The following is a 23,719-nucleotide window of genomic DNA, read 5'->3' as shown; positions in this document are numbered from 1 at the left end:
ATAGCGAAAATTCATGAGGAATTTTATATTTTTTGGAATTTATTGAAAATTTATCGTTAGTTTAGATTGACTTTAGGATAACTTTATAAATAAATATTATGATACATGTATAGAAAAAAGTTACAGCCAAGAAGAGATGCACAGTTTGAATGAAACGAACGCTACTATCGTAATTCAGATTGTTTGACCGTTCGTTATGTAAACGCTATCACGTATAATCATCATTCATTCTAGAACAATTAGAAATACATTTTGTATGCAGGGAAGAAATGATTGTCGCTAACAAACAAGAGATAAACATAATGCCGGAGCAGTTGATCAATTCGTGTTAAAGACCAACTATAAAGTTATATTTGACGGTGAAAGCACTGGAGTTGCTTATTGTTAGCAAATCGACTGACTTAAACCTTCAATTCTATAAATGAACTGTTAGGAGGCGGATATGTGGAAGTCATTTATGTAAATGAAAGCAACAGGCATTTGTGTCTAGCAGAATCTGAACCAAGTGCAATTGCTTTAGGATTTTTTGATGGGGTTCATCTAGGTCATCAACAAGTTATCAACGAAGCTATAAAAATCGCTGATGAAAAGCAACTACAACTTGCATGTATGAGCTTTTTCCCCCACCCCAAAGAAGTGCTTAAACGAGATAAGAAAAAAATTCAATATTTAATGCCGATGATTGCCAAACAACGGATTTTGAAAAAGTTAGGTGTGCAAAAGTTTTACATCGTGGAATTCGATCAAGATTTTGCTTCATTAACACCAGAGCAATTTGTACAAAAATATCTCCTTGACTTTGGAGTAAAGTATGCAGTTGCTGGATTTGACTTTACTTATGGTCAATTTGGAGAAGGGAATATGGATCGAATAAAAGCGGACTCTAACCACATCATTGAAGGAATAAAAGTAAAGAAAGTGGCAATTAATGGTGAAAAGATAAGTTCTACTTTAATAAGAAAGTTAATTTCTACGGGAAAAATGGACATCGTTCACCGTTACTTAGGGGAGCATTATCAAATCAAAGGGCAGGTTTTTTCAAATAAAAAAAGTGTTGAAATAGTACCGAGTCCTTATTATCTACTTCCTCCCCCTGGAGTATATGAAGTAATTGTTTCAAAAGGGGATGAAACAGACAAACAAGTCGTCTTAGTCACCCAAGATGCTACTAAAATAATTTCTCCTGCTCATAGTAAACGAATATTAGAGAACCAGGAAGAAATTCATATAAGCTGGCTAAAACGTTTGTCTCCTGGATCGTTCACGTTTTTGGAGCAACAGCCTAAACATAATTTGATGAATAAACCGGTTATTACTTCCGGGCTATTATAAAATAAAAATAAAAAATAATGGAGGTACAAAAATGAGCACAGAAACTACATGGTTAGATGAATTGACGTATTTAAACGATAAGCCAGGTGTGAAGGTCATTAAAGCAGGGACATATAAAAAGAAGGAGTTAAATAAAATTCTTGGTGTTCCAAATCTTGAAAGCCAAATTATTGATGTTCCGGTTTGCACAGATAAGCATGGTTTACAAATGGGTTACTTCTCTATGCAAAATTCAGAAGATTTCGAATTCACGTACACATTTTTAGAAATAAAAATCGTCTATAGAGGGAAAATAATTGTTCGTGACGAGCAAGGGAAAAAGTATATCGCTGAAGAAGGAGATGTATTCGTTTTCAGCCCAACTACAACCGTTATATTCGACGGTGAAAGCGATGGAGACGCTTTTTATACCGCACATCGTCTGCCTGAACCCTCGTTTATCTAAGTAATAAAAATAGTGAGTAATAGAATTTGAATATATGATAATAAAAAAACTGATAGGAGTGGATATATATGTCCCAACAAACAACAGAAGCAAAAAACTATGATTATTTGAGCAAAGCACCTGGTTTCCAAATTATTAAAGCAGGCACTTACCAAAAGAAAGAATTAAATGGACTGCTAGGAATCCCAGCACTAAAAAGCCAAATTATTGATGTTCCTGTTACATCAAAAGAAAATGCCATTACAATGGGATACTTCGATATGCAACCAGGTGAAGAATTTGAATTTGTATATGAATTTTTAGAGGTGAAATTCGTCATCAAAGGGCAATTTATCTTACGTGATGAACAAGGGAAAAAATATGTAGCAAAAGCAGGAGATGTCGTCATCTTCACGCCTAATGTACCGGTGATTTTTGATGCTGAGAGCGATGGAGAAGCTTTCTATACAGCCCATCGTATACCTGAACCATCATTTTTGTAAAACATGCTGGAACATAAATAAAAAACAGTATGACCCCAACTGAATAACGTTTAAATATTCTAATTTACCTTAAATGAAAAAAGGGGGGATCCAGCGATGCATACAGTCAATGCCATGAGCTATCAGGACTTTGACTTTGAATTAGAAGGTCAGAAAGTACTGTTAGAAGATATTTTCCCGAATTTCAATGAATATGACCGCGTTGGAGTGGTCGTAAGAGAAACAGGTGGCGGAACTGGTGCGAGTAGTTTACTAATGTCGGCACTTACAAGATTTTATGATTTTTTTCGACCTAATCTTGGTGTTGAGCCTGGGCAACAGTTTATTTATCCCGAGTTTTTTATCTTCCATGTAGGGAAGCTGCATATGACCCATTATTGGATGGATATTTGGCCGCCACATAAAGAAATTGTCGTTGAGGATGATCCTGAACAAATTTTAGAAGCGATTAATGATCGCGGCATTACACGGTTGCTCGTGGAAGACATTACGCCTATCCAACCTATTTTTTTAAAAGAAACATTAAATAGTGCGAAACATCGAATTGTTAGTGCATTGGCCTATTCTCCGACAGGTCGTGTTGAAAATAGCGATATCCAGATCACCAGTTGTGAAGCTGCAGAAAAAAATGTACTTGACACTATCAAAATTTCAGAAGACCTTTCGAATGAAGAAATGGCTCTATTACTAGAACGACGGAACTCTCTTAAAACGAATGGGCGTGTAACTGAAACATATCGCCGCATCGAAGTATCCAATGCTTTGAACATGCTTACTCAAAATACTGAACCGGGTCCTACTACACGAAGCTATTTTAAAATGCTTGAAATGGAAGATGAGATTTCGAAAGACAAAGTCATTTAATTGAATCTATACCTGTATTAATCTACATCCATATTAAATCATACGGATATCCTATTAATTTAAATAAAAATTGCTGAGGAGTGAAGAATCATGTCAGTTTCTAACACAGTATTAAATGAAGGTATTATGCAAATTCCAAGCTGGTGGACTTGCCCTCCAGGTTATGAAGAATTACAAGCGAAGGCACACGCACTTGGAAAAAGTGAATTGCTAGAAAGAGCTGCAATTTCTGATCAGGAAAGCCGCTATCCTCGTGAAAGTATAAGTAAAATTGCTGAAGCAGGATTTGGCGCTGTTACCCTTCCGAAAGAGTATGGTGGACTTGGAGCTGGACTTACTGGTTTTGCCGTATTATCTGAAAGTTTCGCACAATATTGTGCATCTTCAACGATGTGTTGGGTTATGCATACAGCTGCTGTTCAAACACTATTTTCAGCTGGTAACGAAGAGCAGCGTCAGCGTTTTATTCCTGATGTTCTTCGAGGAAAAATCGGCGGGTTAGCTTTTAGTGAACCAGCAACTGGAAGTCACTTTTGGAATGTAGTTAGTGAAGCCCCGCGTCTTGGTAATGGCTACTCATTGAATGCCGATAAATCATTTGTTACAAGTGCTGGAGAAGCTGATTGGTATGTCGTGGCGACAACGTATCCAGAAAGTACAAATTCTGATAAATTAATGTTCTTACTTGTAGAAAATGGGCAAGAGGGGATTACGCAATTTCCATTCTCTGCAATGGGACTTCGCGGAAATTCTAGTGGACCAATGAAATTTAGAGATGTATATGTCCCGGCTGAAAACCGTCTCGGCAGTGAAGGCGGGATGAATTATCACAATGATAATACAATCGATCCACTGTTTTTATTAGGAACAGCTGCTTGTTGGACTGGTATTGCACAAGGTGCTCTTAATGCAGCGATTAATGGTGCGAAGAAAAAGGTTCATGCTGATACCGGAAAATCAGTAGCTAGTTATCAAGTCATCCGTCATGAATTGGCGAAAGCTCAAATCATGGTGGACAGTGCAAGAAGTATGCTTTATCGAACAGCCGAAGGTCTGGACAAAGCTATTGCAAATGGGACGCCACTAGGAGAATGCCTATTCCCAATTTGGCAATTAAAAACTCATGCAGCTGATATCGTTATTCAAGTAACGAACCAAGCGCTACAAGTTTCAGGAGGAAGAGGCTATTTGACAGGTCAAGTAGAGAAATATTTACGTGATGGTCGCGCTGGTGCAATAATGGGACCTACAAATGAAATTTTACGTGAGTGGATTGGCAATACATTAATCGATGTTCCATGGTTTGAGTAAATTATAGACGAAATTAAATTTCTATTTATATACCAGGACCGAAACGAAGTGGTTTGGTTCTGGTATATACCTCTTTTGAAAGGGTATGGCCCATTTCATCCTAAAACAATTGACATCTTCTCGGTAAAAATGGCACTGGGATTCCGTAAGTTTTTCGTTTATTTGTTATTATGAGTCAAATACTTCCGGAAAAATTTTCTGAATATTTTGTAATTTTAGCTTTTGAATAACCAAAAAATATCAAGACCAGTTAGTTATGAAAGTCGAAAGATGGTACAAGTAAATCCTTGTTTCCGCTAACTCGGCATATGCCAACAGGATTATATTAGTATAGGGAGGATATTTAGCATGAAGTTACTAGGGATATCAGGAACAATTACTGGATCGAAACCACGAGTTGTCGTTCAACAAGTATTAGACGAAGTAAAGCGAAACAACCCGGAAATTGAAGTAGAATTGCTTGATTTGAAGGATTATAATATTCAGTTCTGTGATGGCCGTAATCCGTCATCGTATACGGGAGATACGAAGAAAGTGATCGATATTGTTTCCACAGCAGATTTTTATATTATTGGTACTCCAATTTTCCAAGGTTCTATTACTGGCGCTCTTAAAAACTTATTCGACTTAATCCATCCGAAAGATTTTCGCAATAAAGTAATGGGCTTTATTGCTACAGGGGGAACATATCAACATTATTTAGTCATTGAAAATCAATTGAAGCCAATTGCCGGATATTTCCGTGCATTTGTTGCACCAGGATTTGTTTATGCTCATAATGACCATTTTAGTCCTCAAAATGAACTAGTTGATAAAGAAGTATTAGAACGTGTGACCGCTTTAAGTGAAGAAATCGTCCTTATGCAGAAAGCACTAAAAGCTTCAAAGAGTGCTATTCAATATAATTGAATGGCAAGTTGAGGTGATCAAACATTAAACGAATCATTAATGAAAAAAAGAATGAACAACGTGTAGAATAACCTCTTTTTTCTAAGTATTCAACTAGGGAAAAGAGAGTTTTTCTTTTTAGAAACATTAACTATTTAGGTATAGCCGAAACAATGATTTTCTTGATTATTAAAGTGTTAAATGTGCAATTCTTCTCGACTGAACTTAGCCTATGGAAGTTGTTGAATATACGTATAGTTTCTTAGATGATAACGGTAATGAATTTCAGCGAACATTAGGATATGTAAATGAAGCTGAAATCATTTCATTAGGAGGAGCATTTATGAGTTTAGTGGATATTGCTAGAACTAAACACAAAGAGAAGACAGTACGTTTGGGCTTTATGTGGGCTTTATGGGCAGCCATATTGTGGGGAGCATGGTATGTACCTGGATCAGCAATTTGGTATGAGTTTCCTTTCGTTTCCATGCCATTTCAAACAAATTCTGAATATGTGACAGCGGCAGCCGTAATAGCCGGTTTAAATGCAATCGCTGTTTTATTGTTTATGTTTGTGTGGACAGGCGTTTTAGGTAAATGGAAAGATTACGGACGGACGATTGTTCAGTTTAAAAAAGTGACGAAATGGTATTTTGTAGCCGCAATTTTCGGCGGACCGATGGCTATTTTCGGAAGTTTTTTAGCGATCGGCTTTATTGGCGGTGTTTTTGCGGCAGTAGCAGCATTAATGTATCCCATTGTAGGTTCTATACTAGCGTACAAATGGTACGGGGAAAAAATAACTCGAAGGGCTGCTATCGGGATCGCCATGATTATTATCGGCGGGATCGTCGTATTTGCGCCTGGTATTTTAGGTGAGCTGAAAGATAGCTCAGGCGCTTGGTTAGGATACTTGGGCGGATTAATGGCTGCCGTTGGCTGGGGAATTGAAGGCGCCATTGCTGGACGAGCACTGGATGTTACAGATCCTGATATTGGCTTAACACTTAGATTTACGGGTGAAGTTTTCTGGTGGGTAGCAGTAATCTTTCCGCTGTTTATCCTATTTGGTGATGTGCCCATTGTGCCAATGATCGCAAAAACGATGACATTGTTACCGATAACTTGGCTGCTTTTAGCCGGCATTACATTTGGTTTTTGCTACGTATCATGGTACAAGTCCTTCCCATTAATTGGCGTTGGAAGAGGCCAAGCAATCGGAGACTTATATGGAATCTTTGCCATCATTTTTATCAGTATCTTCACACTTACCCCGCCAGAATGGAATTTCGTTTTAGGGGCGCTAGTTGTTATTATAGGCGGGTTTGTCATGTTTACTGAAAAACGGGATGTACTAGAAGTCATCCGTACCGTACCTTCAGACAAGAAAGAAAAAGAGGAGGCGATATAAATGCCGAAAATCCACATTAAAGGAAGGATTCTACAAATCATACGTGAGCATACGATGGAAAGACCAGACAAAGGAATATGGGATTATGATATTGCCAAGCAAATTCTGAAAGAATACGGGTTGGCTGGAGCATATGCCTTAGGGAATGTCCGAGTAACATTAACTGATTTGTTTTCAGGAGCGCTTATAGAAACCATTGATGAAAAGTTAGACAAGGGTGAGCACTTTAGTAAGGGTAAGTTATTATTTAAATATTCTCTTACAAGCTTCGGTGAAGCCAGGATGCGTGATACAGGAATCATTTAACTAACTAAGGAGTGGATTATATGCCTGAAATGAGCGAGTTTTGGGGCTTTGAATTAGCTCCATATATTTCGATATTTGGAATAACTGCCTTGGCGCTATTTTGTCTATTTACAGCAAGGACGTATGTGAAGAAATTATGAATGGTTATTGATGATAGATAGTTAGATGGCTTCGAGTATAAAAACTCGAGGCCATCTTCTTTTTCTGAAAAAATACCCTTTTATTATCTTACTATAAATTGAATAGATATTTTTAAACTGTTTTCTATTTCACTATGGTAACTCCAAATGAATATCCAAAATAATAGTTATGTTTTGTTATTTTAACCACAATTTGATGAAACAGTTCTTACTGGTCAAAAAATACTCATAATAATTTATATTTGTAGCTTTACAAAAAGGTTTGATCATTTAGAATTTAACTATACTAGCTCTACCATGTCGATATTCACAAACGGATTGAAGCGTTAAGGCAGCAACAATCACAAGTACCTACACCAAAAAAAGTTAAGCGAGAAATAAATGGGAGCAACAAGGATGCCCTTATTGAATCATTGAAACGAAAGATTAAGAAATTAGAAGATGATAATAAACAACTTAGAGAGCAATTAAAGTTTGCTTATGCAGAGGTTTATTATGGTGAGAACGGTGCTCTCCATCCCTGCTTGTTCAACAATCGGGTCATTTTTCGGAATAACACTTAATAAATTGGATATTTATGTTAAATTATAGAGAGGCTAGAATATATAAATAAGGGCTGAGCTGAAATTAAAAAAGTTATCTTATGGTTATCGATTGTAAGTAGTTTATTCATAATATTCCTCCAGTTTTTTCAATGGGAACTTATTGAGATATTTACACCATTTATGATGCCAGAAGTAAAAGAGTGGTCCATATTATACATGATGACTAATATGGACCACTTTTTATTTTTTATGACTTTTTATATTTTAGGTCTTGATAATTTACAAAGGTTATTTTTTAGTCATGCTTTTTATTGAGTTTTTGGTTTCAGCTGATAGTTTTCAAATTTCAATCGTGTATAAGAAATAATGCCGGACAATAAGAAGAAGCTGATAATCGTTCCTTCTCGAATATTGATTGGTAAATTGTATAGTAGTGATATTGTTATTGATAGAAGAATGGAGAATAAATCGACACAATATCTGTATTGAGAGAAAGTGAGTTTTGTTAATTCGGCTATTCGTAAACATAAACTTTCAATAGGAAAAGGAATAATATCTAATGATAAAATAATGCCTATTGTTCCACCGGCTAGTATCGCACCGAATATAAATAGTCCCATTCTTACTAAATAATTCTCTATGTGAATCATACCGAAAATAGTATAGAGGAAAAAATTAATAACCATTCCAAAGAACAAGATGGAAAAGAACATCAAAGTAAATTTTCTAAAATCCTTTTTTTCGCATAGGCAGATATAACCGATTAGAAAAATGAGATTTGCAATGAATGTAATTGTGCCAACTTTGATGGAAGTACATTCAGATACGGATAAATTCATCGCATTAAAACTGCTTACTCCAACATCTGCTTTTAATGTAAGACTAATGCCAATAGCACTTACTATATAAAGGAGAATCGATTGAATTACTTTTTTCATGAATATTCCTCTAATAAGTCTATTATTTGCATTAAATTTGGTATCGTATATGTGCTCTTAGGTGAACCTGATTTAGGCATGATTCTCTTAGGATTAAACCATACGCAATCAATTCCGACATTGATAGCTCCCTGAATATCCGATGTTAAACGATCACCTATCATTAAAAATTCTTCTTTACGATTTATATGCAGGGCATCAAAAATATAGTAAAAGAAATGGGGATTCGGTTTTTCATAACCAATTTCTTCGGAGATAAAAAGTTGTTCAAAATATCCTTGTAGCTTGGCATCTCCTAATCTTTTTCTTTGAGTCTTTCCTACACCGTTTGTTCCAATATATAATTTATAATCTTGCTTAATTAAAGCATTTAATAATTCATGTGCATGGGTAACGGTCTTATGTCCTTGGTTTAAATGCTCACGGTACATGGCTTCAACTTTTGTTCCGTTTTCATCTATATGAAATTCCTTCAAAAAAAGTGAAAAACGCGTTGTCAGCACGTCTTCACGAGAAATCAAGCCTTCCTCTAATTGATGCCATAATTCATCATTAATGCGCTTATAACATGCAATGGTTTGTTTGTTATCGGGCAACTCGTATTGCGTAATCATTTGTTTTAAAGCCTTTTCTTCTGAATCTTGAAAATCAAGTATCGTATCATCTAAGTCAAAAATAATATGTTTGTATTTGTTCATTCCTATCCACCTCTTGGTAGTAATATATCGAAAGGAAGAATATAATAATAGGAGATATCTCATATTGAGGTGATAAAATGAAAAAAATCAATTTGAAGGATTACGCTGAAAATTTTGTAGATATATATAATGATATTCAAGAAACTTTTCCGAAAGCAGTTTTACATCAGGCTTTTATTTGTAAGTTTTCTTCTAATGAATATATAGTGCGTTTTGATGAAGATATTCAGTACTTATTTTTATTATTGGATGGGCGGGCAAAAATATATATAGTACACGAAAATGGAAAACGTGCGCTGATTCAGTTTCTAAAGAAAGATGATTTTATTGGTGAATTATCCTTGATTGAGGTGGAAAAGAATTTAAAAGATGTTGTGGCTATAAATGACTGCACTTGCTTGGCGGTTCCGTTGGCTTCATCGAAAGAACATCTGTTAAATGACAATCTTTTTCTACATAATTTATCAAAATATTTAGGTGATAAATTACTAAAAAGAACAGATCATTACACAGAGATGCAAGATTATGAATTCAAAAACCGATTGGCGAAATATATTCTTCAAATAGAAAACGATGGATGCTTTCAAGAGAAGCATACCGAAACAGCAGAATACGTGGGGGTAAGCTATCGACATTTATTATACACACTTAACCAATTCCATGAAGACGGATTATTAGAAAAGAAAGGAAGAAAATATTTTATTATTAATAAAGAAAAGTTAGAACGATTGAGTTCAAAAAAAGATTAATTTAGTTTGATTTGATAACTTGAAATATAAACAAGTTGTTTCACTTCTTCCATTTAAGGTAAGTGAAAATTTAATTTGATGAGAATATCATGGCCTCCTATTTGTAGGATAAGGACGCATTTTTAGATTAAGATTCTAAATTTATCAACCTTTTTTATATAGCCAAAATATTGCCTGAAAATCGAATTGAAAATTCAGAAAATTATTGACATTCATTTTCAGGTGATTTATACTTCAAAACAGATGAACACCCTAATTAAATAATAAATACACTCTTATCGAGAGCGGCGGAGGGAATAGGCCCTGTGAAGCCCGGCAACCATTAAGTGAATGCTTAAAAAGGTGCTAAATCCTGCAGATCATGTGATCTGAAAGATGAGGGAGGTTTTTTTATTAAAACCCTCTTCTTACTAGAAAGAGGGTTTTTTAATGATTATTAAACCAAGTAAACAAATGGGGACTATTTAATTTATGGGTAGAAGAAAAAATAGGGGAAAGTGGAGGTATTAAAATGAAGAATAGGCTTAGAAGTACACTGGTACTAATTGGATTAATATTGCTTTCTGGTTGCTCGAATGATGTAAGTGGTACTGGGACAGATGCTAAACCAAAGAAAATTATCCTCGATTATGCGTATTATTCACCGGTCAGTTTGGTATTAAAGGATCAGGGCATTGCTGAAAAAAAATTCAAAGATGAAGGCATTGAAGTTGAATTTGTACTTAGTCAAGGATCAAATAAAGCGTTAGAATTCCTTAGCTCAGAGAGTGTTGATTTCGGTTCCGCTGCCGGTGCGGCTGCACTATTAGCCAAAGAAAAAGGTACACCAATCCAAACCGTTTATATTTCTTCCAAACCAGAGTGGACAGCACTTATGGCGAAAAAAGGTACAATCAATTCTGTATCTGATTTAAAAGGCAAACGTATTGCAGCTACACTTGGTACTGACCCCTATATTTTTCTGTTGAGAGCCCTGAAGGAAGCTGGTCTTTCCTCAAAAGATGTCGAAATTGTCAACTTACAGCATAGTGACGGTGCCCTAGCCGTACAATCGGGTGATGTTGATGCCTGGGCTGGTCTTGACCCTCATATGGCAAAGGTCGAATTGGAGTCAGACATTCAAATCTTTTATCGTAACCCAGATTTCAATAGCTTTAGCACACTTGATGTTCGCGAGGAATTCGCTGAGAAATACCCCGTTTATGTTGAGAAAGTCCTTGAGGCATATGAAGAAGCACGTCAGTGGACAATTGCCCATCCAGATGAAACGACAGAAATACTTGCTAAAGAAGCTAGCATTTCATTAGAAGTAGCAAAAAAGGAATTGGAACGAAATGACTTTTCAGAACCGATTCCAAGTAATGAACAAAAGGCTATCATTATAGGGTCAGGTGAAGTTCTAAAAGAAAATGGTTTATTAAAAAGTTCAACAGATGTTGAGAAGCTGACTGATAAACTTCTTAATTCTAAATTTGCCGTAAAAGTACTCAAATGATGGATCAGAAGGGATTGAGAAAAGAATGTTGGAGCATAGTGAGCATGCAGTATTAACTAAGACGAATAAAACAAAACAATCACGATATACAAAACCGAAGACAAATCGTAAAGTATTGCTTGGCAGCATCCTGCCGTTGACACTGTTGATTATCTGGGAAGCTTCCGGCAGGATGGGGATAATCGAATCACACCTTCTTCCTATACCTTCAGTAATAGTAGAAGGGCTGTATCAGATGGCATTGGAAGGAACACTTTGGGGGCATATTGGAACAACTTTAATTAGGGTATTTGCCGGTTTTCTTATCGGAACATTCACAGCAGTTATAATCGGATCACTGGTCGGCTATATGAAGATTTTCGAAGAATTAATAGATCCAATTATTCAAGCCTTTCGCTCCATCCCATCTCTTGCTTGGGTTCCATTATTTATCTTATGGATGGGCATCGGGGAATCCTCTAAGGTAATATTGATCGCAGTCGGAGTGTTTTTCCCAGTTTATCTGAATATGGTTGCTGGGATACGGGGTGTAGACAGAAAACTGATTGAAGTCGGTAAAATCTATGGATATACGTCCTTTGAAATTGTAAGCAAAATTATTCTTCCCGCATCGCTTCCTTCATTATTAACAGGAATCCGAAGTGGACTCGGACTTGGTTGGATGTTTGTTGTCGCTGCTGAAATCATGGGAGCCTCAAAAGGACTCGGATACTTGCTAATAGTGGGACAGAATACGTATTCTCCTGATGTTATTATCGGAAGTATTATCTTATTCGCCATTCTTGGGAAATTCACTGATTGGCTTTTAAAATTTATTGAAGAACGCTCACTAAGATGGCAAGATAGTTATGCAAATCAACGTTAGGAGGGACTTAGAATGTTGTCCGTAGAGCAAGTTTCGCGAACATTTAATAATAAACAGGTTGGTTTTACAGATGTTTCGTTCACCGTCAAGGAAGGGGAAGTCATCGGTATCCTAGGCACGAGCGGCTGCGGGAAAAGTACATTGCTTCGAGTTCTAGCAGGGCTTGACAAGGACTATACGGGCAAGTTCACATGGGAAAAGGAGCAGGTCGGGATGATGTTTCAGGAGCCCCGTTTAATGCCGTGGCTAACAGTGGAACAAAATGTCGGTTTTGGAATGAAGGGTGATAGCAACTCTACTATTCAAAAGCTGCTCAAGCTAGTAGGATTAGCGGGATTTGAAAAGCTTTATCCTAAGGATCTTTCAGGGGGGATGGCCCAACGGACAGCACTAGCACGGGCACTTGTAACTGAGCCCAAGGTTATATTACTCGATGAACCATTCAGTGCTGTTGATGCTTTTACAAAAATGCAGCTACAGAAGCTTTTGCTTTCCATCTGGAAACAACAGAATACAACCATGTTGCTTGTTACTCATGATATTGATGAAGCATTATTTCTATGTGACAAGATATTCATCCTTAGAGGCCAACCTGGTGAATTGTATGAGACGATAATAATTTCGGAACCTAAACCGCGAGATCGCGGCGATTATAAATTAACTACTAGGAAGGCTGAAATCCTTTCTTTACTTGATTTAAAACAAACTGTTTAAAATGAATACCTGCATATTAATTTGAGAATAATTAAAAACTTGTGTATTTTGATTTGACGAATAAAGATATCTTTACATGAGAGAATCGGAAGTAAAGTTACATTACCTAAAGTGTCTGAGAACGCTTTAATATCAAGAGATATAGTTTTCTACAGTATGTGTGATTCATATTTTAGTTGCTAACAACCAAGTTGTATTGGAAGGGCATTAGAATTGGATTGAAGTGAATTCTGTTACATGGTTGTTTATCATAAATTGAGTTAAACCATATCAAGTGTAAGAGAAAATTGTACCAAACAATTCATTCAAAAGAACTAAAGTGGATTAATCTTAAAATGATAGTTGAAGATTGCTGAATAATTTGATAAAATATAATAAATGAAAAGACTATATGTAACTGGCGAAACGCGGATAACCGTGAGGGAGCATATAGTGTCGTAGCCGTTCGCCTGGGCAGAGGTAAGGGAAATTCCCCTTGCCTCTTTCTGTATATTAGGAGAAAATATTGAAGTAGATACTTCTTTTAAATGCTATTATTATAGACAATGCAGCTTTTCATAAAATTTGAATAGTGACAAGTTTCTTTATGGGGAATTTGAAAACTAGCATACATAAAAAGGGGAGTAAATAATATGAGCACATTAATTTTAGACAAAGTGAAAACAATCAAAACTTTAAATAATATTACAGAAAGTGGGCTAAATGTATTTAATAACGATACCTATACTATCGACAATGATACTGAAAACCCTGATGCAATTGTTGTTCGTAGTTTTAATATGCATACAATCGAATTCGGCAATCAATTAAAAGCAATCGCACGTGCAGGAGCTGGTGTTAATAATATTCCAGTTGACAAATGTACAGAGCAAGGTATTGTTGTTTTTAATACGCCAGGTGCTAATGCTAATGCTGTAAAAGAAATGGTATTAACAACATTAATGGCTTCATCTCGTAACCTTTTTGCCGGTGTGGCTTGGACAAAAACATTAGAAGGTGAAGGCGAAAAAGTTCCAAAGCTTGTAGAAGCAGGAAAGAAACAATTTGTTGGAAAAGAAATTAAAGGGAAAACTCTAGGTGTAATTGGTTTAGGCGCGATTGGTGCACTTGTAGCGAATGATGCGCTTGATTTAGACATGGATGTGATTGGCTTTGATCCATTCATCTCTGTCGATACAGCTTGGAATTTGTCTCGCAATGTACAGCGCGCTATGACGATTGAACAATTGTTCGCTAACTCTGATTATATTACTGTACACGTTCCGTTAACAGATGACACTGCAGGAATGTTTAACGAAGAAATATTTAGCATCATGAAGCCAGGAGTTCATATTTTGAATTTCTCACGCGGTGAGCTTGTGAATGAAACAGATATGGAAGTTGCACTTGAAAGCGGGAAAGTCGGAAGATATATTACAGACTTCCCAAATGAAAATGTATTGAAAATGAAAAATACAATTCCAATCCCACATCTTGGTGCTTCTACCCAAGAATCAGAAGAAAACTGCGCCATTATGGCAGCTCGCCAAGTGAAGGAGTTTCTAGAAACAGGAAATATCAAAAACTCAGTGAATTTTCCAAATACCACCCTTCCTTATACAGGAAAACAACGTGTAGCAGCTTTCCACCAAAACGTTCCAAACATGGTTGGGCAGATTACACAAGCAATATCAAGCCATGATTTAAACATTGCTGACATGGTTAACAGAAGCCGTGGGGAATATGCGTATACAATGATTGATATTGACAATAAAGCAAGCGGCGATGTCATTCCTAATTTGGAGGAAAAAATCAAGCAAATCGACGGTATTGTTACAATCCGTGTTATTTAAACATACTTTAATTGAACAAGAAGGAAGCATGAAGACATCTTTGATGATCAATTGAATTAATTTTAGTGAAGCCTCAATTCCTTTTAGGAATTGAGGCCATTTTATTTAAGAAAGAAATGTAACAGTGTGAACAAATCGTAAAACAAAACAACTTGATTAGTGTAAACAAATTAGAAGGAGATAGATAAATATGAAAAAGTTTATTTTTACAGTAGGAATAGTGATGTTTTTGCTAGCCGGAGGCATGTATTAAATGATTGATTCTCTTAACTGTGGCGGTCCTGAAGAATCTGAATTGATGGTTTCTTATACAGTAGATAAGGCGAATATATTATTTTAATATAATATATTCAAAGTAATAACCCGTGATTTTTAACACATTAGTCAAAATTTAATATATTAATATAATTAAAAAGAGGTGTAAATAGAGATATTAGCGACAGTTAGAAAGCTATTCCACATATTGTTAACAAGTCGCTGGTCAGGTAATCTCTACGACTATCTAATTGATCATGAAAGCTTTAACTTTTCTACTTTGATAAGGTCGAATTTTAAGTATCCTTACAAATTGGGTAACTACCAACTCTTATTATGTTATTCTGAAGATTGACCACTTATCGAATAAAACAATCAAAATCTATACAAGAAAAAAGAGTAGATATCTATGCATATCAAAATAATCCATACAAAATAACCAGAAGAACAGTTTATAACGTATGAAGAAGATTGAGGGGGATGGTTTATGGATAATCAACTGCGATGGCCCGGGTTTATATTTGTCATACTCGGCGCGAGTTTTTGGGGAATTGGAGGTACAGTAGCACAGCGCTTATTTCAAGAAGAAAGTATAACAGTTGAATGGCTTGTATCCATTCGCTTATTAATAGCAGGAATTCTACTGCTTGTTTTATCATTCATAAGAGATCGAAAGCAAGTTTTAAAGATATGGTCTGATAAAACAGCAAGGATACAAATCGTGATATTCGGCTTATTAGGGATGCTTGCCGTTCAATACACATATATGGCTTCCATTCAGTTAGGGAATGCAGCTGTCGCAACATTATTACAATATTTAGCTCCTGTTTTTATTATTCTTTATCTAGTTTTGGCTAAAGTAAGCAAATTGAAGGCTAGAGATCTATTTGCGGTAGTTTTAGCTTTATCAGGTACATTTTTATTGTTAACGAATGGATCATTAGCTAGTCTTTCAGTGCCTGTATCTTCTGTCATATGGGGAATACTATCAGGTATTGCTCTTGCCTTCTATACTTTATATGCAGGGGTGTTATTGAAAAAGTGGGGTTCACTGAACGTTATTGGCTGGGCAATGATTATAGGTGGAATTGGAATGAGTAGCATACAGCCTCCTTGGTCAGTTGACACTAGTAATTGGGCACTTGAGACATATTTATATTTAGGGTTTGTCATTTTCTTTGGAACGATGATTGCTTTTTGGTTTTACATTGAAAGTCTTAAATACTTAAAACCGCAAGAAACGACTTTATTAGGTAGTTTAGAACCTTTAACAGCCATAATCACTTCAGTTTTATGGCTACACATCCCATTCGGAACTTATCAATTTTTAGGCGCTAGCCTTATACTATTTATGGTTCTATATTTATCGTTTTTCAAAGATAAATCCGAAAAAGAAAGATTACGAATTATTCGAACAGAAAAGTTGGGTTCTTAAAAATAGTCCCTTTAAGAATGCGATTTTTATCATTGATGTAAATTCAACAATAACAAAACGGCTACTCCGATGTAGCCGTTTTGTTGTTCCAAATCAATATAATTCAAATGATAAAGCGAGAGGAACAAATCAGTACTCTCATTTGGTTTTAATAGAAATTATGCTAGCCTAAACAAAGCTTGTACACCTGTTAGTAAAATCCCTATTATAAAACCACAAACTGCTCCGTTCACGCGAATCCACTGTAAATCTTTTCCGATATTGTTTTCCATCATATCAATCAGTGTATCATTGTCTAACTTATCTAAATTCTCTTGCACAAGATTGCCAATTTGTTCATGATTATTTTCAACGAGAACTATTATTTGTTTTTGTATCCAATTATCAATGTCCGCGCTATTATCTTTCATATTATCTAGTATGCGATTCATTAATGGAATAAGATGCATATCAATAAAATCATGATCTTCTACGAGATCTATTACATTTTTTTGAATTTGTTGAAGACTATCGGTTATTGTTTGATCAGGTTCCCATTTATCTAGAAGTTGACCCTTCCATTTTTCAATACTTACTAATACGTCCTTATTATCGTTAATACCTTGTATCTCGTTTCGGATATATAAGATTAAAGCTTCTCGATTCGGCTCTTTCTCATTTTGCAAACTCTTTATTACACTTAATAAAAGATTTTGCACGATATTGCCGAGTTTCTCCTCGGTAAGCAGGCTTTGAATGGATTTAAGTGCAAATTGAAGCATACCATCTGCTTCAATTTTGCTGAGTACATTCATGGAAACTGTTCCTAATCGGTGACTAGTTTGTTCTTGTCTTAACCAATTCTCAGCTTTTTTCAAAATATGATCCAAAGCTTTTTTATCCAGCTGTTCGTTAAGTAGATATGAACTTACAAGTTGAAGTAATTTGCTTATTTCCATCTTAGAAAGAGTCGATATGATTTGTCTTTTAACGAAAGGAGTAATCTTTTCAATTTCTATATATCCAATCAATTTCGTGATCAGCTTAATAATCCCTTCTCTAAACTTATCTGTGTGTATCTGCTTACCCAAAATGGCGATCAGCTTTTCTGTTAAAGGAATTTGTTTTATTTTTTCCTGAATACTTTCCTTGGAAAGCCAGTCATTTTTCAACATCGAAACAAGCCCATTTGTCATTCTTTTTCGATTATTGGGTAGCAGTGCAGTATGTGGGATTGGTATTCCAAGCGGATGGCGAAATAGTGCAGTAACAGCAAACCAATCGGCTAATCCACCAACAAGTCCAGCTTCAAATCCTCCATGTAATAATTCTACCCAAAATGAACCTTGAAATGGGGCAGTTGCAATAAATCCTACCCCCATAATAATTAGTGAATACCTAGCAATTTTTCTCGATGATTTTGTTTTTGTTTTTGTTGTCATTAAATTCCCTCATTCTTAAATAATGTACGAGTACTTCAACCATATCATAAGCTAATTTTAATAGTACTCATGTTAATAATTAAAATTTAATATCTAAATATGTATTACTACTATTTAGTAGTATAGCAGGTCGATCAACAAAAATTAACCCTCCATAGGTAAAGTGTCATTACTGATCTATTATCCCTTATTAGAACTTCAACATCCATGTCCATAAGATAGTATTATATTTCTCTTAGCCAACATTTTTCATGTTCCTTACGTTACTCTTTTTGAGATGTTTTGCTTGCTTTCTTATCATTTGAGTAGTAAAGTGATAATAAGATTAACGAAGAGGAGGGAAATAAAATGCGGAATAATACGCTAGGTTCATTAATTTGGTTACGTTTAATGCGGTTTACGAATCAAAGTAACCAAATGTCGAATGACTTCTTAAAACGATTTGATCTAACGACTGCTCAATTTGATGTTCTCATGCAAATTCGCATTTATCAGCCACTCACGCAAATGGAGTTAGCTGAGAAGGTGACAGTAACTCAAGGTGGTATTTCGCGTATGCTCGTACGTCTTGAAAAAGAAGATTATATTGTACGTAAGCAAGACTGGAAAACGAAAACGATTAGCCTCACAGATAAAGCGGAAACTATTTTAGAACAAGCAATGCCTGAACAACTTGCCTTTCAATCTTCATTTTTTGACGATATATTAAACGAAGAAGAACAACAAACACTATATACTTTAATGACACGTGTCCATAAATATAGCCAAAAAAGAGAATTACCGCCTGAGTAATTTTTTTATAGTATCATTTGATTAGTCAAGTTAAAAAAGGAGGAATAAACATGTATACAATTTCTGGACATCATCATGTATCAATGCTTACAAAAAATGCACAAATGAATCATGATTTTTATCAAAATGTATTAGGGCTACGCCGAGTGAAAAAAACGGTGAACCAAGATAACCCTACTATGTATCACTTATTTTATGGAGATTTAACAGGTAGTGCGGGAACAGAGCTGTCGTTTTTTGAAATGCCGATTGCAGGAAGAACAGTTCGCGGCACAAACGCAATTACACAAATTGGTTTACTAGTTCCGTCATTTGACAGTCTTATATTTTGGAAAAAACGGTTCGAGTCATTAGATGTAAAGCATGGTGAATTAACGACATATGCCGGTCGAGATGCTTTACATTTTGAAGATTCAGAAGGCTTACGAATGGTTTTGTTAAATAATAACGGTGAGAAGGTTCCTGAGCAATGGTCAGAATGGGAAGGTTCCATCATCAAACGAAACAATCGCATTTTAGGAATCGGAACAATTGAAATCACAGTGCGTTACTTAGATCGTTTAGCGAAAACATTAAAGGACATGTTTGGTTATGTAGAAGTGACTCGGTCTAACACAGAAGCCATTTATCAATCTGTTGCTGGACAGTCATTCGGAGAGATTGTCGTCAAACAAAAAGTTGGGCCAAGTGAGAAACCAGGACGAGGAAGTATTCATCATTTAGCCATTCGTGTGAAAGATGAAGAAGAGTTGCGCTATTGGGATGAGATTGTTAAAGAACGTGGTTTCCAATCAACTGGGGTTGTGGATCGTTTCTATTTCCAAAGTCTCTATTTCCGTGAAGCAAACGGGATTTTATTTGAAATTGCGACAGATGGTCCTGGATTTACCGCCGATTCGACGGTCGAAGAACTTGGTAAAACTTTAGATTTACCACCATTTTTAGAAGAACGACGTGCTGAAATTGAAGCAAAATTAACACCACTTGATTAAAAGGAGAGAGCAAACATGAAGCAATATCGTATTGATACAGAAAAAGGACTTGAATTCGGTTTATATTCAATTGGGGATCATTTACCTAATCCACATACAGGCTCACTGATTAGTGCACAACAGCGGATTCAGGAATTAATTGAGGCAAGTAAGCTAGCTGATCAAGCAGGACTTGACGTATTTGCTGTTGGCGAAAGCCATCAAACGTTTTTTACAACACAAGCGCACACGGTCATTTTAGGGGCTATCGCTCAAGCTACAACAAATATTAAAATTGCCAGCTCAGCAACGGTGTTAAGTACATCCGATCCTGTACGAGTATATGAAGATTTTGCCACACTTGATTTGATCTCAAAAGGTCGAGCAGAAATTGTTGCAGGTCGTGGTTCACGTGTTGGGGCATATAGTTTACTAGGGTTTGATGTACGTGATTATGAAGAATTATTTGAAGAAAAAATGGAACTTCTGATGAAGTTAAATAACGAGGAGAAAGTAACATGGAAAGGTCAATACCGCGCACCGTTGAACAATGCATCCATTTTACCACAACCTCAAAATGGTCATCTGCCAATTTGGCGTGCAGTAGGCGGCCCACCTGCTAGTGCGATCAAGGCTGGATATGCAGGTGTACCGATGATGCTAACAACACTTGGTGGTCCTGCTATTAACTTCAAGGTCTCAGTTGAAGCGTATCGTGAGGCAGCGGAGCGTAGTGGTTTTGATCCAGCAACATTACCAATCGCAACAACGAGTTTATTTTATACAGCAGAAAATTCACAGGATGCACTTCGTGAGTACTATCCACATGCTAATTCTGGTATGCAAGCATTACGTGGAGGCGGCTATCCAAAACAACAATTTGCGCAATCTACAGATTATCGTGATGCATTAATGATTGGTAGTCCGCAACAAATTATTGAAAAGATGCTCTACCAATACGAACTATTTGGTCAACAACGCTTTATGGCACAGATCGATTTTGGTGGCGTGCCATTCGATAAGATTGCAAAAAATATTGAACTGATTGCAACAGAAATTATGCCAGCAATTAAGAAGCATACAGCTAAAAAATAAGGAGTGATTCGGATGAAAATTGTAGGAATCTCGGGTTCTAATGTAGGCTCTAAGACACGAACAGCAATGGATTATACGTTAAAATTAGCAAATGAGAAATATCCCGATGCAGAAATCACATTATTAGATCTTGCAGAATATGAAATGGTGTTTAGCGATGGACGAAATTATTGGGAGTATGAAGGGGATACTAAGTATGTAACAGAAACTATAATGGCAGCAGATGCGATTATTATCGGTACACCCGTATTTCAAGCATCTATTCCAGCGACATTAAAAAATATTTTTGATTTATTACCAATCAACGCTTTCCGAGATAAAGTAGTGAGTATGCTTGTTACAGCTGGAACTGCTAAGCATTATTTAATGGTGGAACAACAGTTAAAACCAATTTTAGCTTATATGAAGGCACATATTGTCCAAACCTACGTATTTATCGAAGAAAAGGATTTCCAACGAAAAGAAATAGTCAATGATGATATCCTTTTCCGTATGGAGCGTTTAGTGGAAGACACAGTTTTATTTGTTCAAGCATACTCGAACGTTCGCCAAGCAAAAGATGCGGAATATGATTTTTAAAAAGGTTAAGTCAGTTGAAACTGGGTATTATAGCACCGATGTTGATAACAGTATAGGAACATAGTTATTCAGCTAAAATGATATTTTCCTGTAACATAGATTAGCGTTCATTTTCATTTTAGGTCGCACTTCTTAAAGTCTTCTTCCTTTTTGAATTTGACCATTCATCCCGTGAACTCTGTATGCCATATTCTTTCCTGAAGGAAGATTCTTGTCTCTATTGTCAGTTGTTCATTACCACTACAACAATTAGATGAATCTTGCTTAATTTCATTCGGGTAGGGAAGTATTACAACAACGAGTCTTTTCTTGAAGTAAAATAGGTTAGGTTAGGGGTAAAAGTAACCACATATTGTTTTTTTACTTATAGCATAAAGGGTTATGTGTGTGTTAAATAATAAGGGAAAAGTAGATTTGACCTTTAACAAAAGCCTACTGCAACGCACATCTTCTTTGTAAGAATACAAAAAAAGTACCCTAAAGATAGACTTTTTTAAACGTCTAATCTATAGGGTACTTTTAAAGGTCTTTTTTAACTGTGTAAAAAATAGGTTACAGTTCAATCACTAGACCGCTTTTAAGACTAGATTATTTAGTTAATTAATCTAGTTGGTGATTAAGTCCGAATTTCTCTCGTAATATGCTACTGCCATAACCAATGAATCCTCCAACAATCGCAGGAATAATCCACCCTAGTCCTACGTCATACATAGGAAGAATTGCATTAAAGAAATGATCAATGGACGTAAAGTGTATGCCAACTCCATTTAATCCATCAAATAAACTAATTATAAATGTTAAAAGTAAGCTTCCTTGATAAACTTCTGCTTTCCCTTTAAATAAAGAATGAAAAAATGTTAAGAATATTAATACGATAGCTAAAGGATAAATAGCTGTTAATACAGGTACAGAAATAGCAATTAATTGTGTTAACCCAATATTAGCAACTATTGCACTAAAAATGGATAAACTAATAGCGAGTGTTTTGTAAGATATCTTAGGAAATAGCTTATGGAAATATGTAGAACATGATGAAACTAGTCCTACGCTCGTTGTTAAACAAGCTACTGTTATCATTAATCCTAACAATATCCCACCATAGGAACCAAAATAGTACTCCGAGACTTTTGCTAAGATTATACCTCCATTATCTAAATGTCCAAGTTTTTCTACACTTGAGGCACCCATATAAGATAGAGAAGTATAAAAGGTTGCTAGGATAATGGCAGCAACTCCAGTTGCTTTTCCACAAACAATCATAATTTGTTTTTTTGTTTTTGCACCTTTGTCTTTAATAGCATTAATGATCATGATACCAAAAACAAAAGATGCAAGAGTATCCATTGTTAAATAGCCTTCTCTAAACCCATTAAAAAATGGTTGAACTGAGTAATCCTTAACAGGTGCTTGGAAGTCACCAATTGGATGAATTAAAGCAACTACTACTAAGACTCCAATAAACGTTAACTTGATTGGTGTTAATACCTTCCCAACAATTTCGACAATTTTCGCAGGATTAAGCGAAAAAAGACACGTAATGCTAAAAAATACGATGGTAAAAATAAGTAAAGGTATAGGACCTGAATTTTCGGACAAAAAAGGTTTGACACCTACCTCAAAAGAAACGTTTCCTGTTCTCGGTATAGCGAATAAAGGACCAATTGCTAAATAAAGAATAGTTGTAAATACTATCCCAAACACAGGATGTACACGACTTGCTAACGATTGTAAATCATCTTTCCCCGAAAAACCAAGTGCTAATACACCAAGTAATGGTAATCCAACTCCAGTTATTAAAAACCCTGCATTAGCTGACCAAATATTTATTCCTGCTGATTGACCAAGCATTGGTGGGAAAATTAAATTTCCTGCCCCAAAGAATAAAGCAAATAACATTAAACCAATAACCACTATAAATGAAAATGGTACTTTATCAGACAAATTAAGACCTCCATGAAATATCTAAAATTTACTATTTAGAAAAAATATTAATTTTTCTAATAATTACGTACAAGCAAATATATAAGACCGTATTGTATTATAACCATATAAATTTAATATTTCAATATATTTTTATTATATTCCTTAACCTAAATCCGCTCTATAGCATTCAAGTTCGGAGAGTACGGCGATAAAAAGAGAAGGGGAAGATGATT

The 23,719-nt window shown here is 35.6% G+C and carries 22 protein-coding genes, 1 pseudogene and 2 riboswitches; of the genes and pseudogenes, 19 read left to right on the top strand and 4 right to left on the bottom strand.

What is annotated here, in order from left to right; translation table 11 throughout:
- Window positions 1-444 precede the first annotated feature (444 nt).
- From JNUCC23_RS11575 to JNUCC23_RS11535, 9 genes and pseudogenes are all read left to right on the top strand, one after another.
- Window positions 445-1,332, top strand: coding sequence for an adenylyltransferase/cytidyltransferase family protein (locus JNUCC23_RS11575; RefSeq protein ID WP_403071370.1), 888 nt, complete (start codon window positions 445-447; stop codon window positions 1,330-1,332).
- Between the two features lie 31 nt (window positions 1,333-1,363).
- On the top strand, window positions 1,364-1,777 hold the full coding sequence (locus JNUCC23_RS11570) for a cupin domain-containing protein (RefSeq protein WP_062179513.1): 414 nt from the start codon (window positions 1,364-1,366) through the stop codon (window positions 1,775-1,777).
- 68 nt (window positions 1,778-1,845) lie between these two features.
- On the top strand, window positions 1,846-2,259 hold the full coding sequence (locus tag JNUCC23_RS11565) for a cupin domain-containing protein (protein ID WP_062179516.1): 414 nt from the start codon (window positions 1,846-1,848) through the stop codon (window positions 2,257-2,259).
- Window positions 2,260-2,355: 96 nt separating this feature from the next.
- On the top strand, window positions 2,356-3,123 hold the full coding sequence (locus tag JNUCC23_RS11560) for a hypothetical protein (protein ID WP_403071377.1): 768 nt from the start codon (window positions 2,356-2,358) through the stop codon (window positions 3,121-3,123).
- 90 nt (window positions 3,124-3,213) lie between these two features.
- On the top strand, window positions 3,214-4,434 hold the full coding sequence (locus tag JNUCC23_RS11555; protein WP_062179520.1) for an acyl-CoA dehydrogenase family protein: 1,221 nt from the start codon (window positions 3,214-3,216) through the stop codon (window positions 4,432-4,434).
- Window positions 4,435-4,782: 348 nt separating this feature from the next.
- Window positions 4,783-5,343 (top strand): NADPH-dependent FMN reductase, encoded by a 561-nt coding sequence (locus JNUCC23_RS11550; protein ID WP_403071381.1) that lies wholly within the window; start codon window positions 4,783-4,785, stop codon window positions 5,341-5,343.
- A gap of 322 nt (window positions 5,344-5,665) precedes the next feature.
- On the top strand, window positions 5,666-6,733 hold the full coding sequence (locus tag JNUCC23_RS11545; RefSeq protein WP_062183198.1) for a DMT family transporter: 1,068 nt from the start codon (window positions 5,666-5,668) through the stop codon (window positions 6,731-6,733).
- Entirely contained in the window at window positions 6,734-7,039 is a 306-nt protein-coding gene (locus JNUCC23_RS11540; protein WP_062179528.1) for a hypothetical protein, read from the top strand.
- 451 nt (window positions 7,040-7,490) lie between these two features.
- Window positions 7,491-7,673: pseudogene (locus JNUCC23_RS11535) on the top strand (DUF6262 family protein); the annotation flags it as partial.
- Between the two features lie 359 nt (window positions 7,674-8,032).
- On the opposite strand, the gene JNUCC23_RS11530 reads toward JNUCC23_RS11535, so the two are convergent.
- Together JNUCC23_RS11530 and JNUCC23_RS11525 are read right to left on the bottom strand one after the other, a co-directional pair.
- Window positions 8,033-8,662 carry a YczE/YyaS/YitT family protein gene (locus JNUCC23_RS11530; RefSeq protein WP_454211562.1) on the bottom strand — a complete coding sequence of 210 codons (630 nt, stop codon included), beginning with the start codon at window positions 8,660-8,662 and terminating at the stop codon, window positions 8,033-8,035.
- Window positions 8,659-9,360 (bottom strand): YjjG family noncanonical pyrimidine nucleotidase, encoded by a 702-nt coding sequence (locus JNUCC23_RS11525; protein WP_454211560.1) that lies wholly within the window; start codon window positions 9,358-9,360, stop codon window positions 8,659-8,661. Before JNUCC23_RS11525 ends, JNUCC23_RS11530 begins: the two co-directional genes overlap by 4 nt.
- Before the next feature lie 77 nt (window positions 9,361-9,437).
- On the opposite strand from JNUCC23_RS11525, the gene yeiL reads away from it, so the two are divergent.
- From yeiL to JNUCC23_RS11495, 6 genes are all read left to right on the top strand, one after another.
- Window positions 9,438-10,109, top strand: coding sequence for a transcriptional regulator YeiL (gene yeiL / locus JNUCC23_RS11520; protein WP_403071392.1), 672 nt, complete (start codon window positions 9,438-9,440; stop codon window positions 10,107-10,109).
- 272 nt (window positions 10,110-10,381) lie between these two features.
- Window positions 10,382-10,491, top strand: a riboswitch (SAM riboswitch).
- A 129-nt stretch (window positions 10,492-10,620) separates the two neighbouring features.
- Entirely contained in the window at window positions 10,621-11,604 is a 984-nt protein-coding gene (locus JNUCC23_RS11515; RefSeq protein WP_062179530.1) for an aliphatic sulfonate ABC transporter substrate-binding protein, read from the top strand.
- A gap of 25 nt (window positions 11,605-11,629) precedes the next feature.
- Window positions 11,630-12,469 (top strand): ABC transporter permease, encoded by an 840-nt coding sequence (locus JNUCC23_RS11510; protein WP_454211558.1) that lies wholly within the window; start codon window positions 11,630-11,632, stop codon window positions 12,467-12,469.
- 12 nt (window positions 12,470-12,481) lie between these two features.
- On the top strand, window positions 12,482-13,183 hold the full coding sequence (locus JNUCC23_RS11505) for an ABC transporter ATP-binding protein (RefSeq protein ID WP_454211556.1): 702 nt from the start codon (window positions 12,482-12,484) through the stop codon (window positions 13,181-13,183).
- A 383-nt stretch (window positions 13,184-13,566) separates the two neighbouring features.
- Window positions 13,567-13,645: riboswitch (ZMP/ZTP riboswitch) on the top strand.
- Window positions 13,646-13,815: 170 nt separating this feature from the next.
- Complete coding sequence (locus tag JNUCC23_RS11500; protein WP_454211554.1) at window positions 13,816-15,015, top strand: phosphoglycerate dehydrogenase; 1,200 nt, start codon at window positions 13,816-13,818, stop codon at window positions 15,013-15,015.
- Between the two features lie 742 nt (window positions 15,016-15,757).
- Window positions 15,758-16,705: a DMT family transporter gene (locus JNUCC23_RS11495; protein WP_454211552.1), complete on the top strand. Its 948-nt coding sequence runs from the start codon at window positions 15,758-15,760 to the stop codon at window positions 16,703-16,705.
- 158 nt (window positions 16,706-16,863) lie between these two features.
- Here JNUCC23_RS11495 and JNUCC23_RS11490 read toward each other — a convergent pair whose 3' ends face one another.
- Window positions 16,864-18,126, bottom strand: coding sequence for a DUF445 domain-containing protein (locus JNUCC23_RS11490; protein WP_454211551.1), 1,263 nt, complete (start codon window positions 18,124-18,126; stop codon window positions 16,864-16,866).
- A gap of 348 nt (window positions 18,127-18,474) precedes the next feature.
- On the opposite strand from JNUCC23_RS11490, the gene JNUCC23_RS11485 reads away from it, so the two are divergent.
- Genes JNUCC23_RS11485 through JNUCC23_RS11470 form a run of 4 tightly spaced genes read left to right on the top strand, consistent with a single transcriptional unit; the run spans window position 18,475 to window position 21,563 of the window.
- Entirely contained in the window at window positions 18,475-18,918 is a 444-nt protein-coding gene (locus JNUCC23_RS11485; RefSeq protein WP_403071409.1) for a MarR family winged helix-turn-helix transcriptional regulator, read from the top strand.
- Window positions 18,919-18,968: 50 nt separating this feature from the next.
- Complete coding sequence (locus JNUCC23_RS11480) at window positions 18,969-19,910, top strand: ring-cleaving dioxygenase (RefSeq protein WP_454211548.1); 942 nt, start codon at window positions 18,969-18,971, stop codon at window positions 19,908-19,910.
- Window positions 19,911-19,925: 15 nt separating this feature from the next.
- A complete protein-coding gene (locus tag JNUCC23_RS11475; protein ID WP_454211546.1) occupies window positions 19,926-20,984 on the top strand; it encodes an LLM class flavin-dependent oxidoreductase in 1,059 nt (352 codons plus the stop codon).
- Window positions 20,985-20,996: 12 nt separating this feature from the next.
- On the top strand, window positions 20,997-21,563 hold the full coding sequence (locus JNUCC23_RS11470; protein ID WP_454211544.1) for an NADPH-dependent FMN reductase: 567 nt from the start codon (window positions 20,997-20,999) through the stop codon (window positions 21,561-21,563).
- Window positions 21,564-22,163: 600 nt separating this feature from the next.
- Here JNUCC23_RS11470 and brnQ read toward each other — a convergent pair.
- Window positions 22,164-23,504 carry a branched-chain amino acid transport system II carrier protein gene (gene brnQ, locus JNUCC23_RS11465; protein WP_454211542.1) on the bottom strand — a complete coding sequence of 447 codons (1,341 nt, stop codon included), beginning with the start codon at window positions 23,502-23,504 and terminating at the stop codon, window positions 22,164-22,166.
- Window positions 23,505-23,719 lie beyond the last annotated feature (215 nt).

The sequence above is a fragment of the Peribacillus sp. JNUCC 23 genome (assembly GCF_053653995.1).
This window is presented reverse-complemented; position numbering and strand designations above follow the sequence as displayed.

Bases quoted from the DNA above. Each gene is read 5' to 3' on its own strand.
- JNUCC23_RS11555 (WP_062179520.1), top strand. From the start codon at position 3,214: ATGTCAGTTTCTAACACAGTATTAAATGAAGGTATTATGCAAATTCCA.
- JNUCC23_RS11560 (WP_403071377.1), top strand. From the start codon at position 2,356: ATGCATACAGTCAATGCCATGAGCTATCAGGACTTTGACTTTGAATTA.
- JNUCC23_RS11525 (WP_454211560.1), bottom strand. From the start codon at position 9,360: ATGAACAAATACAAACATATTATTTTTGACTTAGATGATACGATACTT.
- JNUCC23_RS11495 (WP_454211552.1), top strand. From the start codon at position 15,758: ATGGATAATCAACTGCGATGGCCCGGGTTTATATTTGTCATACTCGGC.
- JNUCC23_RS11510 (WP_454211558.1), top strand. From the start codon at position 11,630: ATGTTGGAGCATAGTGAGCATGCAGTATTAACTAAGACGAATAAAACA.
- JNUCC23_RS11570 (WP_062179513.1), top strand. From the start codon at position 1,364: ATGAGCACAGAAACTACATGGTTAGATGAATTGACGTATTTAAACGAT.
- JNUCC23_RS11470 (WP_454211544.1), top strand. From the start codon at position 20,997: ATGAAAATTGTAGGAATCTCGGGTTCTAATGTAGGCTCTAAGACACGA.
- JNUCC23_RS11550 (WP_403071381.1), top strand. From the start codon at position 4,783: ATGAAGTTACTAGGGATATCAGGAACAATTACTGGATCGAAACCACGA.
- JNUCC23_RS11530 (WP_454211562.1), bottom strand. From the start codon at position 8,662: ATGAAAAAAGTAATTCAATCGATTCTCCTTTATATAGTAAGTGCTATT.
- JNUCC23_RS11540 (WP_062179528.1), top strand. From the start codon at position 6,734: ATGCCGAAAATCCACATTAAAGGAAGGATTCTACAAATCATACGTGAG.
- JNUCC23_RS11490 (WP_454211551.1), bottom strand. From the start codon at position 18,126: ATGACAACAAAAACAAAAACAAAATCATCGAGAAAAATTGCTAGGTAT.
- JNUCC23_RS11475 (WP_454211546.1), top strand. From the start codon at position 19,926: ATGAAGCAATATCGTATTGATACAGAAAAAGGACTTGAATTCGGTTTA.
- JNUCC23_RS11545 (WP_062183198.1), top strand. From the start codon at position 5,666: ATGAGTTTAGTGGATATTGCTAGAACTAAACACAAAGAGAAGACAGTA.
- JNUCC23_RS11485 (WP_403071409.1), top strand. From the start codon at position 18,475: ATGCGGAATAATACGCTAGGTTCATTAATTTGGTTACGTTTAATGCGG.
- yeiL (WP_403071392.1), top strand. From the start codon at position 9,438: ATGAAAAAAATCAATTTGAAGGATTACGCTGAAAATTTTGTAGATATA.
- JNUCC23_RS11500 (WP_454211554.1), top strand. From the start codon at position 13,816: ATGAGCACATTAATTTTAGACAAAGTGAAAACAATCAAAACTTTAAAT.
- JNUCC23_RS11480 (WP_454211548.1), top strand. From the start codon at position 18,969: ATGTATACAATTTCTGGACATCATCATGTATCAATGCTTACAAAAAAT.
- JNUCC23_RS11565 (WP_062179516.1), top strand. From the start codon at position 1,846: ATGTCCCAACAAACAACAGAAGCAAAAAACTATGATTATTTGAGCAAA.
- JNUCC23_RS11515 (WP_062179530.1), top strand. From the start codon at position 10,621: ATGAAGAATAGGCTTAGAAGTACACTGGTACTAATTGGATTAATATTG.
- JNUCC23_RS11505 (WP_454211556.1), top strand. From the start codon at position 12,482: ATGTTGTCCGTAGAGCAAGTTTCGCGAACATTTAATAATAAACAGGTT.